8 protein-coding genes and 4 tRNA genes are annotated in these 13,470 nt (G+C 68.5%); 7 read left to right on the plus strand and 5 right to left on the minus strand.

The genetic code is table 11. The features are described from left to right. Positions 1 to 135 precede the first annotated feature (135 nt). Positions 136 to 1,068 carry a pyridoxal 5'-phosphate synthase lyase subunit PdxS gene (gene pdxS, locus CWT10_RS07295; RefSeq protein ID WP_103064346.1) on the plus strand — a complete coding sequence of 311 codons (933 nt, stop codon included), beginning with the start codon at positions 136 to 138 and terminating at the stop codon, positions 1,066 to 1,068. A gap of 66 nt (positions 1,069 to 1,134) precedes the next feature. On the opposite strand, the gene CWT10_RS07300 is transcribed toward pdxS, so the two are convergent. Then, positions 1,135 to 3,567 carry a DUF2339 domain-containing protein gene (locus tag CWT10_RS07300; RefSeq protein ID WP_103064347.1) on the minus strand — a complete coding sequence of 811 codons (2,433 nt, stop codon included), beginning with the start codon at positions 3,565 to 3,567 and terminating at the stop codon, positions 1,135 to 1,137. Between the two features lie 131 nt (positions 3,568 to 3,698). Beyond that, complete coding sequence (locus tag CWT10_RS07305) at positions 3,699 to 6,062, minus strand: DUF2339 domain-containing protein (RefSeq protein ID WP_158247711.1); 2,364 nt, start codon at positions 6,060 to 6,062, stop codon at positions 3,699 to 3,701. 79 nt (positions 6,063 to 6,141) lie between these two features. Between CWT10_RS07305 and CWT10_RS07310 the strand changes: the two genes are divergently transcribed. Continuing rightward, positions 6,142 to 7,521, plus strand: a complete 1,380-nt coding sequence (locus tag CWT10_RS07310) for a UTP--glucose-1-phosphate uridylyltransferase (RefSeq protein WP_103064349.1) — start codon at positions 6,142 to 6,144, stop codon at positions 7,519 to 7,521. A gap of 85 nt (positions 7,522 to 7,606) precedes the next feature. Here CWT10_RS07310 and CWT10_RS07315 read toward each other — a convergent pair. Further along, a tRNA-Val gene (locus tag CWT10_RS07315) sits at positions 7,607 to 7,679 on the minus strand. Positions 7,680 to 7,834: 155 nt separating this feature from the next. Between CWT10_RS07315 and CWT10_RS07320 the strand changes: the two genes are divergently transcribed. The 3 genes from CWT10_RS07320 (at position 7,835) to CWT10_RS07330 (ending at position 8,086) form a co-directional block, all read left to right on the plus strand. Further along, positions 7,835 to 7,907: transfer RNA gene (locus CWT10_RS07320), tRNA-Gly, on the plus strand. A gap of 32 nt (positions 7,908 to 7,939) precedes the next feature. Beyond that, positions 7,940 to 8,010: transfer RNA gene (locus CWT10_RS07325), tRNA-Cys, on the plus strand. Between the two features lies 1 nt (position 8,011). Then, positions 8,012 to 8,086: transfer RNA gene (locus CWT10_RS07330), tRNA-Val, on the plus strand. Positions 8,087 to 8,107: 21 nt separating this feature from the next. Here CWT10_RS07330 and CWT10_RS07335 read toward each other — a convergent pair. Further along, positions 8,108 to 8,980 carry a Cof-type HAD-IIB family hydrolase gene (locus CWT10_RS07335; protein ID WP_103064350.1) on the minus strand — a complete coding sequence of 291 codons (873 nt, stop codon included), beginning with the start codon at positions 8,978 to 8,980 and terminating at the stop codon, positions 8,108 to 8,110. Position 8,981: 1 nt separating this feature from the next. Beyond that, a complete protein-coding gene (locus CWT10_RS07340; RefSeq protein WP_269843834.1) occupies positions 8,982 to 9,896 on the minus strand; it encodes an HAD family hydrolase in 915 nt (304 codons plus the stop codon). Between the two features lie 376 nt (positions 9,897 to 10,272). Here CWT10_RS07340 and uvrC point away from each other — a divergent pair, with 376 nt between their 5' ends. Continuing rightward, a complete protein-coding gene (uvrC, locus tag CWT10_RS07345) occupies positions 10,273 to 12,570 on the plus strand; it encodes an excinuclease ABC subunit UvrC (RefSeq protein ID WP_103064351.1) in 2,298 nt (765 codons plus the stop codon). Positions 12,571 to 12,583: 13 nt separating this feature from the next. Continuing rightward, the gene (locus CWT10_RS07350) at positions 12,584 to 13,441 is read left to right on the plus strand and encodes a PRD domain-containing protein (protein ID WP_103064352.1); all 858 of its coding nucleotides are present in this window, start codon (positions 12,584 to 12,586) and stop codon (positions 13,439 to 13,441) included. Positions 13,442 to 13,470: the final 29 nt, after the last annotated feature.

A 13,470-nucleotide genomic window follows, 5' to 3' on the forward strand; every position in this document is an offset into this window, starting at 1 on the left:
GTTGGCTATCTGTTGGACCGGCTGCGCCACGCGCCGACTCCTAGGCTCATTTAGGCTCTAGGGTATCCGGTGGTCCAAAGAAGTCGCCTCAAAGTGGACCTGACAATGAGCCACGGGTGTCGCGAGCATGACGCCATGAGCGCACACGAAACTCCTGTCGTCCCGGATTCCGCCACCTCCTCCCCCTCGGCTGCTGGCTCGTCCCTGGTCAAGCGGGGTCTGGCCGATAGGTTCAAGGGTGGGGTGATCATGGATGTGGTCACCCCGGAGCAGGCCCGCATCGCCGAGGACGCCGGCGCCGTGGCCGTCATGGCGCTTGAGCGCGTCCCTGCGGATATCCGTGCTCAGGGCGGCGTGGCCCGCATGTCCGACCCCGACTTGATCACCGCCATCATCGACGCGGTCTCCATCCCCGTGATGGCCAAGGCCCGAATCGGCCACTTCGTGGAGGCCCAGGTCCTGGAGCACCTGGGGATCGACTATATCGACGAATCCGAGGTCCTCTCGCCGGCGGATTACGCCCATCACATCGACAAGCATCGTTTCAACGTGCCTTTTGTCTGCGGTGCCACGAATCTGGGTGAGGCACTGCGCCGCATCGCAGAGGGCGCCGCCATGATCCGCTCCAAGGGCGAGGCCGGCACCGGCGACGTGTCGGAGGCCACGCGCCACATCCGCACCATCAGGGAGGAGATCGCCCGGCTGCACGGCCTGCGGGAGGACGAGCTCTACGTCGCCGCGAAGGAACTGGCCGCGCCCTACGAGCTGGTGGCCGAAGTCGCCCGCACCGGCAGTCTGCCGGTGCCACTGCTCACCGCCGGTGGTATCGCCACGCCGGCCGATGCCGCCATGATGATGCAGCTCGGGGCCGATGGCGTATTCGTCGGTTCCGGCATCTTCAAGTCCGGTGATCCTGCCGCCCGCGCGGCCGCGATTGTGCGGGCCACCGCCGCCTACGACGACCCGGCCGTGATCGCGGAGGTGTCCCGGGGACTGGGAGAGGCGATGGTGGGCATCAACGTGGCGGATCTGCCCGCCCCCCACCGGCTGGCGGAGCGCGGCTGGTGACCGGCCGCAGCGTCGGACAGGGCGGCGAGGAGCGGCGGAGTCTCAGCCTTTCCGCTCATCCCGAGCTCACCGAGAATACGGTGCTCCACCGCGGCCCGCTGGACTGCGCTGGTCGGCGGGGCTGGTTCCGATCGTGCCTTGGTCAGCCTGCTCCTGTGCTAAGTGGTTGTACGCGAGCGATAGACCGAAGCACACGACGCCGGCGACCATGAGCGCCAGGATCCGCGTGAGCGAGTTCTGTCCGGCCAGATCCACCAACGCCAGTTTGAATACCACCAGCAGTACCAGGGTGAGCCCGTAGTGGCGCAGCGTGGTGGCGCGCAGCCGGAATCCGATGACGATGCACGCGGCGCCGGTCGCCAGCACCACACCGGTGACCAGCAGGGAGGAGGCGGAGGCGCCGGTGAGGATAATCACCGACCACCACAGGGCCAGGCTCTGCGAGAGCGCAATGGTCAGCGTCACGGTGGGCGACACCACGGAGTGCCGCAGCCAGGGCAGCAGCATCCGCCCGCCGACCACCACGAGGGCCAGCGCCAGGGCGACCAACGGCGCCGCCAGCAGCGGGAAGTCCAGGGAGTCGGCGCGCACCAGCACCGCGACGGCCAGCGCCGTCAACAGCGCTTCGCCCAGCCATGCCAGGGGCGGCGCCGTGGGTACGAGCGGGGTGTGCAGGTCGTTAGCGCCTGCCAGCTGCCCCGCGCGCCGACCCGAGACGAGCATGCGCGGGCTGCACCGGGACGTGAATGCTCCCATGCCGGCCAGCGCCAACGCCAGGGCGCCCGCCAGCAGCGGCGCCATGATCCGGCCCGCTCCGCCGAGGTCGTCTGCGGGAACCAGCCGGTCCAGCAACCGGGGGATGGTCAGTACCAACTGACCGGCCGCGACCCACATCCCCGCGGACAGCCACAGGTGCCGGTTCGCGTGCTCCTCGGAATGCGGGGGCGGTGGCGCCAGCAGCGCCTCAAGAGAAGCGGTCGGGAGCACGCCGATGAGTACGGCCAGAACACCCAGCATCACGGTGCTGCGATCGGGGGAGAGCCCCACCACCAGCGCGGCCGCGCTGAACAGGGGGAGCACCAGCACGGGGGCGCTGTAACCGACACGCACCACAGGTACGGCGGCCAGCACCACCGCCGCCACCGCAGGCGGCAGCAGCGCGATATTCAAAGCGAAGACGGCCGCCGCGACGCAGAGCACCGTCCCCAGGTTCACCGGCGCGACGACGCGCAGCCACGGGGAGGCGGCCTGCTGCGGGAGCAGGGCGGCCGTGGCCAGACAGGCCAGGACCAGGAACGCCATGGACATGCCGTTGCGCGTGGATGACGCCACGCCGTTAGCGGATGCGAGCATCAGCAACGCCAACGCCTGGATGATGCCGGTACCGGCCCACTCGTATCCGGCGGCCTCCTTCGCTCCAGCTCCGGCCAGTAGACGTGTGGAGTGATACGCCTGCGCCAGGAGCACCGCGCAGGGCGCGGCGAGCAGCACGATGCCGGTGAGCGGCTGCGTCACCAGCAGCCGGGAGGGACCGGTCAGCAGTACGGTGCCGGTGACCACCATGGAGGTGGTCGGCAGCCAGGGCGCCAGGCGCATGCGCGGCGTGAAGCGCGGCAGTATCGCGGCCACCGCGGCCAGGGCGACGGTGTAGATATCGATCAGGGACCAGGCCAGGATCGCCTGTTCCGGGTGCGTTGCCACCTGCCAGGTGGTGAAGCCGACGGTCACCAGAGCCCCCAGCATGGAGATGACGGCCGTGAAGAACTGCGCGGTGACACAAGACACCAGCAGCAGCACGAAGGCCCAGGCCACCATCAGTCCCAGGGCGGCGACCGGCGTCAACCCGGCGATCAGCGTGGCACCAATGACGGCGACGAAGCCGAGCGCACCGCCCGTGCCCGTGAGGGTGGCAGCCGCCACCTGCAGCCGCTCCCGCGTCTGGTTGACAATCGTGCCCGCGGCGACCAGGGCGACGGCGACGACACCCAGCGCCCCCACTTTCACGCCGTCGGGAATCTGGTCCCAGACCAGGGCTATGAGGCTGACTGCCGCGGACACGATCAGGAACGCGGCCGCTCCGGACAGGACGTATCTGCCGATATTGCCCTCGTTGCGCTTCTGCCGTATGGGCCGCGTGGAGAACGGGTCGTTGGCGGCGGCGCCAGTGGAGCCGCTCGGCGCCACTGCTGCCGGGGCGTTGTGCGATGGGGCGGCGGGGGCCTTTTGAACGGGCTTGGCCGGCGGGTACGTGGCCAGGGCCGGGGTCCGGGGTGGTTGCGCCGTGGGGGGCGCGGCCGGTGAGGAGGACGATGTCGGTAAAGTCGTCGGCCGGTCGGGTTGGGAGGCGACCGGCGCGGAGCGTGGCTGCGGACGCTCCGCAGAACCGAGCGCGGGGTACCCATCACGGGAGATCCTTTTGGCCACCCAGTCGAGCTTGCGTTCGAGGGTTGTCAAGCGCTCGATGATCTCTTCGAGCTGCTCACTGTTGACCGTATCCATGCCTCAAGGATCCGGTCGTGGCGGGCCGAAGTCACGCCGCTGCGGCGGGGAGAACTCCCCACGGCCCGGATTGTGATGGCATATGGCGGGAACGCCGGGTACATAAAACATTCAAAGAACAGCCGATGCATTCACGCGTGCGGCGGCGCCTGGTGATCCTCCGGTCCGGTCGTTGCCGCACCCGTTGCGGTGGCATGGCGTGATTGCTCATTGGCGAAACGGTTGTATGCCAAAGACAGGCAGAAGCACACCAGTCCCGCCACCAGCAGCGCCAGGATCTGGGTGAGCGAGTTGCCGTCGGAAAGATCCAGAACCGCCAACTTAACCACCACAGCCATAACTAGCGTGAGCCCGTAGTGGCGCAATGCAACCGCCCTGGCCCTGAAACCGACCACGATGCAAACCGCTCCGGTTACGAGCACCAATGCTGTGATGAACATGGAGGTTGGCGATGCGCCGGTGAGAATCGCGGCCGACCACCACAGTGCCAGGCTCAAGGAGACCGCGATCGCTACGGTCGGGGCAGTGCGGCCGAGCCAGGGCAGCAATAGTCGTGTACCGGCCACCATCAGTGCCGGGCCCAGCAGCAACAGGGGTGTGGCGGTCAACACGCCGGAGGTGGCGCGGGTCGCATCGGCCGCCATGAGGGTCACCGCTGCTTGCAGGGACAGCAGCCCGAAACCGAGCCGGGACAAGGTCGGGACGTGCTGCGACAGGGGAGTGCGCAGACTGCGCGCGCCCTCCAAGGCGCCGGCTCGCGCGCCCGAAACCAGCGCCATCGGGGTGCATCCGCGCGTGAACAGGCCCAGCCCCGACACCGCCAAGGCGCAGGAGGCCGCCAAAAGCGCTGCGGTGGTAGTTCCCGGCACCAATGCGTCAACCAGTGCGGGCAGAACCACCACCAGGTCGGCGGCGATTAACCAGGCGGCAGCGGTCAACTGGGCTGCGTGCGTATTGGAGCGTGCAGTGCCGGGAGGTCCGTCGGGGGCCGGGGTCAGGCGGCTCTCCAGCAGCACGCCAAGTCCCACTGCGATGATCACCGTGACAATCGCCAGGCCCACGACAACCGGCTGGGGCCGGTGGGTGACGGCGAATGCCAGGGCTGCCAGGCCGGTCCCCGGCAGCATCGGCACGGGTGTGGCGCCACCACCGCCCACCACCGGCACGGATGCCAGAGCCAGTGCCAGTACCGCTGGGAGCAGCAGGCGTTTGTCAACGGCGAAGGCAGCGCCGCCGACTGCCAGCATCACCCAAAGATTCACGCCGACCACGCTTCGCGGCCAGCTGTTTCCGGTCCCGCCGTAGGTGAGCAGGGCGGCAGTGGATGCGGTCACGGCGGCCAGTATCAAAGTCGTACTGAGGCCGGGCTGTGCCTCGACAACGGCAGACATCAGTCCAAAGCGCAGCACCGCAAGGGTCAGAGCGGCACCCATCCCCGCCCATTCCCAGGCGGCCGCCTGAGGCGCGGACGCCAGGGACAACAAGCGCCCGGAGTGGTGCGTCTGAGCCAACAGCACCACGGCCGGCAGGCACAGCAACATGGTCCCTGCTGGCGGCCTGTCCGACAGCAGACCCAAGGGACCGATCAAAAGCGCCGTCGCGGTAACCACTATTGAGGTGGTCGGGAACCACTGCACCAGACGCATGCGCGGCGTGTAGTGCGGCAGCAGCGCGCACACCGCCGCCAGAACGATTACGTACCCGTTTACCAGCGTCCACAGCAGCGTCGCCTGCCCGGGCTGGGCATTGGCCTGGGCACAGGCGAAGAGCACGGTCACCAGGGCCCCTACGGCGGAGATTACGGCCGTGAAGAACTGTTGGGTCGTCCAGGACACCAGCAGCAGCACGAATCCCCACGCAGCCATCAGGGGCAGAGCCGTGATTGCCTGCACGCCCAGCATCTGCACGGCGCCGATGATGGTCACGAATCCCAGTGCTCCGCCCGTGCCCGTGACGGTGGCGGCCGCTACTTGTAGGCGCGGCTTATTCTCCGCCAGCGTGGTTCCCGCCGTGGTCATGCCGATGGCCAGCAGCCCCAGGCCGCCTACCTTCCAGGTGTCGGGAATCTGCTCCCAAACCAGCGCGATGAGGCTGACAGCCGCCAGCACTACCAGGAGCCCGGCGGCACCTGAAAGCAGATAAGAGCCCACAGGGCCCTCACGCCGCGGCGGCGCAGGCGGTCTGTGTTCGGCGCGACTCGATCCGACGGCGGTCGGGTGTACTGCCGTCGGTGAAGGGACGGGCGACCGCCTCGACCGGGGGCCGGGGGCGAGGAAGGGATCGAAGTCGTCATATAGCGCCTCCGCTGCAGGACCCTTGCGTGCCGCCGGCGGTGACGCGGTAGTTGCTTGTGGCTGGGTGGGAGCAGTGTCTCGGGGCTTGACGGAGCCGGTGGGCGTATGGGCGAGTTGACTCTCCAGCCGATCTACCTTGTGTTCAAGGGCGGCCAGGCGGGTGATCAGATCATCGAGTTGCGCACTGTCGTAGTGCTCCATGGGACAAGGATCGGGTAAAGCGCGGGCCTTGTCACGACTTTGATGAGGGCAGTTCCACGCGGTGGGATAGCCTTTGCCCATGAGCACCACAGGATTGGCCGCTGCCCAGGCAAAGATGCGCGACGCCGGCGTCGCCGAGCAGGCAATCGATGTTTTCAGCCATTACTACCGTGAGCTTGAGGAGGGAGCCACCGGACTCCTCCCCGAGGACACCATTGAACCGCTCACGCAGATCGACTCCATTGACGACGTCGCTGTAGACGAGGCCGCCGCCCGCAAGGCGCTGGGCAAGACCGTACTCATCAAGCTCAACGGCGGGCTCGGCACCTCCATGGGTATGGACCGGGCCAAGTCGCTGCTGCCGGTACGCGATGGCAAGACCTTCCTGGACCTGCTGGTAGACCAGGTCATGGCCGCCCGCGCCCGCTATGACGTCACCCTGCCGCTGATCTTCATGGACTCCTTCCGCACTCGCCAGGACACGCTCGCGGCCCTGGCCGCCCACCCGGGCATCAAGGTGGAGGGAATTCCGTTGGACTTTCTGCAGAACCGGGAGCCGAAGCTGCGCGCCGACGATCTCACCCCGGTGGAGTGGGAGGCGGATCCGTCCCTGGAGTGGTGCCCGCCTGGACACGGCGACATCTACACCGCCCTGGTCGCCTCCGGCGTGCTGGAAACGCTCCTGGAGCGCGGCTACAAGTACGCGATGACATCCAACTCCGATAACCTGGGCGCCGCGCCCTCTGCCCGCATAGCCGGCTGGTTCGCCGCCTCCGGCGCGCCCTACGCGCCGGAGATGTGTCGCCGCACCCCCGCCGACGTCAAGGGCGGGCACCTGGCCGTGCGCAAGGCGGACGGCCGCATCATCCTGCGGGACACCGCGCAGACGCCGCCGGAGGAGATGCACTACTTCACCGACCAGTTCCGCCACCCCTTCTTCCACACCAACAACCTGTGGTTCGACCTGGAGGTGCTGCGGGACACCCTCGTCGAGCGTCGTGGCATCCTGGGACTGCCGTTGATCCGCAATGACAAGACCGTGGACCCGGCGGACCCCGCCTCGACACCGGTCATTCAGCTGGAGACCGCCATGGGGGCGGCCGTGGAGGCCTTCGACGGCGCCACCGCCGTGGAGGTGCCGCGTAGCCGCTTCCTGCCGGTCAAGACCACCAATGATCTGCTGTTGGTGCGTTCGGATGTGTATGAGGTCGACGCCGACGGGCTGCTGCAGCAGGTGCCAGAGCAGGCCTGTGTGGTGGACCTCGACCCGCGCTACTACAAGCGGATCGCCGACTTCGAGGCCCGCTTCCCGCACGGGGTCCCCTCCATCCGCGACGCACGCAGCCTGACAGTGCGGGGCGACTGGACCTTCGGGACCGAGGTCGTCGCCACCGGGGATGCGGTTGTCTGCGAGCAGGACGCGCCTGGGGTGCTGGCCGACGGCGCTCGGCTGGGCTGAGTGCTCGCAGGCGGGGCGGCGTCGTTTCAAGCGGTGGATGCGTGAGGCCCCGGACCAGACGGTCCGGGGCCTCACGTGCTTCCGGTGGGCGATACTGGAATCGAACCAGTGACCTCCTCGGTGTGAACGAGGCGCTCTAACCCCTGAGCCAATCGCCCGGTGCGGTGCAGACATTAGCGGTGCAAGGGCCGTTCCGGCAAATGGAGTGCCGGTGAGGTGGATCACCGTGTTTGTATTTGCCTGACGGGCCGGGTCGGGTGTTATGGTTCAGCCGCGCTCACGGGTTCAGATGAGCCTGACGAGCGTTGCGCATGCGGATGTGGCTCAGTTGGTAGAGCATCACCTTGCCAAGGTGAGGGTCGCGGGTTCGAGTCCCGTCATCCGCTCCGAGGAGCCGGGTTCCTCCCAGCATCTCACTGGTGGGTTGGCCGAGAGGTTAGGCACCGGCCTGCAAAGCCGTTTACACCGGTTCGAATCCGGTACCCACCTCGGGCGATTGGCGCAGCGGTAGCGCGCTTCCCTGACACGGAAGAGGTCACTGGTTCGATCCCAGTATCGCCCACCACCGCCTTGCTTCTCCCGCCAGTCAGTCGGCCGGGAACCAGGCGTCCAAGACCTGTAGCACGCCGTCGTCGTCATTGGCGGGCGCAGTGAAGCGGGCGCCCCGCCGGGCGGCCGGTGAAGCGTTACCCATGGCGATGCCGTAGCCGACGCCGGCCAGCATCTCCGTGTCATTGCCGGAGTCCCCGAAGGCGGCGGCCTGACCACGTGTGAGGCCCCAGTGGTCCAGCAGCACGTCCAGCCCGGAGGCCTTGTGCCGCCCGGGCACGATCAGGTCCACGCTGTCATGCCCGGACACCACCGGCACCATGGCTCCTTCCAGCGCCGCGGACAACCGGTCCAGGAAGACCTGCGTGAAGCCGCGCTTGTCCACTAGCGCGATCTTGGATACCCGGTGGCCGTTGATGTCGGCGGTGTGCGTGACGTACTGGTACTGCGGGTGGTAGAAGGTCAGTAGCTCCCGCATCTGCGGCGTCTCCGACTCGCGCAGGTAGGCGCCGTCCGGGCCGGAGGCGATGAAGGCGAGCCCGGCGTCCTCGTCGAGCACCGCCAGCACCCGGGCCAGCGCATCCATGGGCACGTGCGTCTCCAGCAGCCGGACACCATCGGCCAGCACGATCGCCCCGTTGTCGGACACCACGCCGTCGGGAGCCGGGCCCTCAGCGGCCGGGAAGAAGCCGAGCAACTGCGCCTCCTGATTGCCGGAGGCGACCACGAAGCGCACCCCGGCCTTGCTCATGCGGCGGCGCAGCGGCGCGAAGCGGCCCCGGTTGTAGGTGGACCCGGCGCGCAGGAAGGTGCCATCCATGTCCACCGCCACTACGCGCAGACCCGGCGGCCGGCAGGCCGGGGGAGCAGGCGGCGCCGCGGCGCCTTCCCTTTCCGGTGCTTGGCTCATCTCAGAGCTCCTCGATCAGGCCGAGGTGGGTGAAGGCCCTGGCCAGGCCGTCGTCCTCGACGTCGTCGGTCACCAGGTCGGCGGCCGCCTTCACCTCCGGGGCGGCATTCCCCATCGCCACGCCCACCCCGCAGTACTCCAGCATGCCCAGGTCCACCGCGCCATCCCCAAAAGCCACGGCCTCGGCGGGAGACACTCCCAGGTGGCGCAGCAGCACGTCTATGGCCTCCACCTTGTTGGCCGCGGGCAGGGCGACGTCTCCGAACAGGGCGTCGTGCCCGCGGCCGCCCCAGGTACCGACGAGCAGCCCGGGGAAGGCGTGCCGCGCGGCCTCGACATCCTGCGGGCCGGACAGCACGAAGCTGATCTTGTTGACGTCCTCGCGCATCAGCTGCTCGGTGAGTATTAGATCCGGCAGTGCGTCCGCCACCTCCAGCGACGCGGCGTCATCGCGCCCCCTGCCGGCGGCATAGGCACGAATCGCATCGCGAGCGGTATCGGGGAACGACCCCGGCGCGTACAGGCCCGAGTTCGACTCCAGGTAGAAGGTTAGCCCGCGCGCCCGCAGCCACGCCACGATCCGGGCGCAGTCGTCACGAGACAGGTGACGGTGCAGTAGCACCTCGCCGTCATCCTCCACGTAGGCGCCGTTGCCGCCGATCATGCCGTCCAAGCCGATGTTCCAGATGCGTGCAGGCACCTCCGCTCGGGAACGCCCGGTAGTCACATAGACGCGATGCCCGGTGGCCCGGGCCCGCCGGACCGCGCTGACGGCCGAGTCGGGCAGCACGTTCGTGTAGGTCACCAAGGTGCCGTCCACATCCATCAGGATGATGCGGGGCCGAGCCGATGCCGTGGCCGACGCGGGTGCGCGCCGTTCCGGCAGATCCGGCGGGGCGGGCGGAGAACTGGACACGGGTGACTCCTGGACGGTGTTGGCCCTGGCCGAACAGGCGCATGTGGCGAGCCGAGACAATGATCACAGCATAGGTGGCGACCCGGTGCCGGGCCAGGACCACGCAGGCCGGAAGCGATTCCACCGAGGTCGGTAGACGTTACCGCCGAGGTCGGTAGCAATAACCGCCGAGATCGGTTGATATGGCGAATGGGCTCCCGTCGGCCTGCCGGGCCATGCACCATCCGCACGCCCTTAGGGCACGCCACCAATCGTCAGGCCAACGCGCGGCACCACGTGGGGAGGCGCCGAAGGCCCGGGAGCCGGCCGCCGGGCCACCGCCCCGATGCTCCTGGCGATCTTCGCGGGTAGGAAAGCGATCGCATAATCTCCTGCCATGGCCGACCCGTCGACATACCGTCCCGCTCCCGGCGACATCCCTACCTCGCCGGGCGTGTATCGGTTCCTTGACGCCGAGGGGCGCGTCATCTACGTCGGCAAGGCCAAGAACCTGCGCGCCCGCCTGAGCAACTACTTCCAGGACCTGGCCGCTCTGCATCCGCGCACCCAGAGGATGGTGACCACGGCCTGCGCGGTGGAGTGGACGGTGGTGTCCACCGAGGTGGAGTCCCTGGCCCTGGAGTACTCCTGGATCAAGGAGTTCAACCCGCGCTTCAATGTCAAGTACAAGGATGACAAGTCCTACCCGTATCTTGCGGTCACCATGCAGGAGACCTATCCGCGGGCGCAGATCGTGCGCGGCGCCCGCCGCCCCGGCGTGCGGTACTTCGGGCCCTTCGTGCAGGTGTGGTCCATCCGGGAGACCCTTGACCAGCTGCTGCGCGTCTTCCCCATCCGCTCTTGCTCGGCGGGGGTGTTCAAGCGCGCCCACGCCTCCGGTCGCCCGTGCCTGCTGGGCTACATAGACAAGTGCTCCGCACCCTGCGTGGGACGCATCAGCCCCGCCGACCACCGGGCGTTGGCCGAGGACTTCTGCGCCTTCATGGCTGGCCGCACCGGTCCCTACCTGCGCGAGGTCGAGGCGCAGATGCGGGCTGCCGCCCAAGCGCTCGACTTCGAGAAGGCGGCCCGCCTGCGCGACGACGCCGAGGCTCTGCGCAAGGTCATTGAGCAGAACACGGTGGTGTTGCCTGAGGCCACCGACGCCGACGTGTTCGCCCTGACACGCGATGAGCTTACTGCCGCCGTGCAGGTCTTCCACGTGCGCGGCGGGCGGGTGCGCGGCCAGCGCGGCTGGGTTATAGACCTGGTGGAGGAGGCCACCGACGCTGAACTCATTGAGCGGCTCCTCCAGCAGGTCTACTCCGACCTGCTCGAACCCGCCGACGCCGCTCCTGTCGGCACAGACGTCGGCGCCCCCGAACGCTCCGGGCCCACCACCTCCCTAGGCGTGGGCGACCGGGCCCCCGCTGCGCCCCAGGAACGCACCGCCCCCGAGAATGGCAGCCGTACGGGCAGGCGCGAGCGGAGCGCAACCAGCGTCGACGATGTCACTCACACCGCCACCACCGCGGTGCCGCGGGAGATCCTGGTGCCCGCCCTGCCGTCCGATGCCGAGGCCGTGCGCGACTGGCTGACCGGTCTGCGCGGCGCCAGGGTGGAGCTGCGCGTGCCCCTGCGGGGGGACAAGGCCGCCCTAATGGACAACGTGCGCAAGAACGCCGAGGAGGCGCTGCGCCAGCACAAGACCCGCCGTGCCGGCGACCTCACCCAGCGCTCCCAGGCGCTGGAGGAACTGGCCGAGGCCCTGGACCTGCCGGAGGCCCCGCTGCGGGTGGAGTGCTACGACATCTCCCACACGCAGGGCAGCTACCAGGTCGGCTCCATGGTCGTCTTCGAGGACGGTGCCCCCAAGAAGTCCGACTACCGGCGCTTCGTTATCCGCGGTCGGGACGGATCCGGCGCCGCCGACGACACCGCCGCCATGCATGAGGTACTCACCCGTCGCTTCAAGCGGCTGCTGGCTGAGCGCAGCACCCCCGGTCCGGTGTCCGGCTCCGTACCGGCGAGTCTCGGCGGGCAGTACGTGGAGGATATGGCCGACGACGTCGTACCGGCGGCAGTCGACGGCGAGCCTGTGGGGACGGTGGTGGCCGCGGACAGCGCCGGCGTAACTCCCGCCTCCGGCCCCGTAGACCCCGACACCGGCCGCCCGCGCCGCTTCTCCTACACGCCCGGGCTCGTCGTCGTCGACGGCGGCCTGCCGCAGGTAAATGCCGCCCAGGCCGTGCTCGACGAACTCGGCGTGGAGGTGCCCCTAGTGGGCCTGGCCAAGCGCCTGGAGGAGGTGTGGGTGCCGGGTGAAGAGTTCCCAATAGTTCTGCCACGCACCTCACCCGCCCTATACCTGCTGCAGTACCTGCGCGACGAGTCCCACCGCTTCGCCATCACGCACCACCGTAAGAAGCGTTCGGCGGGAATGACCCGATCCGTGCTCGACTCGATCCCCGGGCTCGGCCCGGCCCGACAGGCGGCGTTGCTTAAGGAGTTCGGCTCGGTCAAGCGCCTGCGGGCCGCCACCCCCGAGCAGATCGCCGCCGTGAAGGGCATCGGCCCGACCCTGGCCGCAACCATTCAACGGCGGCTGGCCGATGGGGGAAGGGCTAGGACGGCCACCGGGGCGGAGGTGGACTCGGCGGAGTCGACGCCTGCTGCGGTGTCATCGGATCGATGACACAATCCAGCGGGTGGAGATCCTGCGGGTGTTCAACAACAATGTGATCCTGGCGCGCGACGAGCTGGGGCGCGAAACGGTGCTGACCGGTCGCGGACTCGGCTTCCAATGCAAACCGGGTCAGGAGGTGGACACCTCCCGGGTGGCGCGACGCTACGTGCTGGCAGAGAATGCCGCAACCGTCGGTGAGGTGATGGCGGCGATTCCGCTGGAGCGGATAGCCCTGATCGAGCGTACTTTCCGCGCCGCCGCCAGGGAGCTGGGAACGGCGGTCCCATCCTCCACGATCGTGGCGGTGGTCGACCACGTCAACCAGGCCATGGAGCGGGCCGCCGCGGGCATAGTCATGGACTACCCGCTGCGCGCCGAGGCCGCCCACCTGCATCCGGAGGAGCTGCGGCTGGCCGAGCGCATGGTCGCCGAACTCAACCGCGCCCAGGCGATACAGCTGCCCGAGGGCGAGGCCGTTGCCCTGGCTCTGCACCTGTTCGCCGCCGCCGTAGGCGCTCCCTCAACCCGGGAGGCGGTGCGCCAGTCCAAGCTGATCGGGCAGGTGATGGATATTCTCAAGGCCGCCTACGGGCAGGACTTCCGCGCCGAGTCGATCGACGCTGCCCGTTTCGCGGTGCATCTGCGTTACTTCCTGGTGCGTGCCCGCACCGGCGAGCAGCTGGTGGACGGCACCGGAAGCGTCATCGCCGAGTCCCTGCGCCTGCGGTATCCACAGGCCTACCGGGTGGCGGTGCGGGTCAAAGAGCTGTTGGAGATGCGCCTGGGAATCACGGTTCAGGAGGATGAGACCGCTTACCTGACCATGCATGTGGCGCGCCTGGAGCTCGGCCTTGACCGCACGCGCCCTCAGTCACATTAGTCACTGTGACCAAGGGCACCTCGTATTGC

The sequence above is a fragment of the Actinomyces qiguomingii genome (assembly GCF_004102025.1).
GTDB lineage: Bacteria > Actinomycetota > Actinomycetes > Actinomycetales > Actinomycetaceae > Actinomyces > Actinomyces qiguomingii.

What these genes read in the sequence shown, in the direction of transcription:
- CWT10_RS07305 (WP_158247711.1), bottom strand. Translation starts at nt 6,062, where the DNA reads ATGGAGCACTACGACAGTGCGCAACTCGATGATCTGATCACCCGCCTG.
- uvrC (WP_103064351.1), top strand. Translation starts at nt 10,273, where the DNA reads ATGGCCGACCCGTCGACATACCGTCCCGCTCCCGGCGACATCCCTACC.
- CWT10_RS07300 (WP_103064347.1), bottom strand. Translation starts at nt 3,567, where the DNA reads ATGGATACGGTCAACAGTGAGCAGCTCGAAGAGATCATCGAGCGCTTG.
- pdxS (WP_103064346.1), top strand. Translation starts at nt 136, where the DNA reads ATGAGCGCACACGAAACTCCTGTCGTCCCGGATTCCGCCACCTCCTCC.
- CWT10_RS07335 (WP_103064350.1), bottom strand. Translation starts at nt 8,980, where the DNA reads ATGAGCCAAGCACCGGAAAGGGAAGGCGCCGCGGCGCCGCCTGCTCCC.
- CWT10_RS07310 (WP_103064349.1), top strand. Translation starts at nt 6,142, where the DNA reads ATGAGCACCACAGGATTGGCCGCTGCCCAGGCAAAGATGCGCGACGCC.